Here is a 274-nt window from a genome sequence, read left to right as displayed (position 1 = left end):
ATGGGCATCGTGCAGGCGCCGCGCGCGCTGCCGCGCGTGGTGCGCATGCCGCAGGCGCTGTCGGGCTTCGAGCACGGCTTCGTGCTGCTCAGTACGTTCATGCAGCGCTTCGTCGGCGAACTGTTCCCGCAACTCGTCGTGAAGAGCTGCAACCAGTTCCGCATCACGCGCAACAGCGAGCTGTTCGTCGACGAAGACGAAATCACCAACCTGCGCGTCGCGCTGCAGGGCGAACTGCCCGCGCGCCACCTCGGCAACGCGGTGCGGCTCGAAG

1 pseudogene is annotated in these 274 nt (G+C 67.2%); it reads left to right on the top strand.

From position 1 onward, the window contains the following. Positions 1 to 274: pseudogene (locus R0J88_RS20070) on the top strand (RNA degradosome polyphosphate kinase); the annotation flags it as partial.

Source organism: Pseudoalteromonas sp. SIMBA_162 (assembly GCF_046535955.1).
Taxonomy (GTDB): domain Bacteria; phylum Pseudomonadota; class Gammaproteobacteria; order Enterobacterales; family Alteromonadaceae; genus Pseudoalteromonas; species Pseudoalteromonas marina.
The sequence above is the reverse complement of the archived record's forward strand: the minus strand, read 5'-3'. Positions and strand labels throughout refer to the sequence as shown.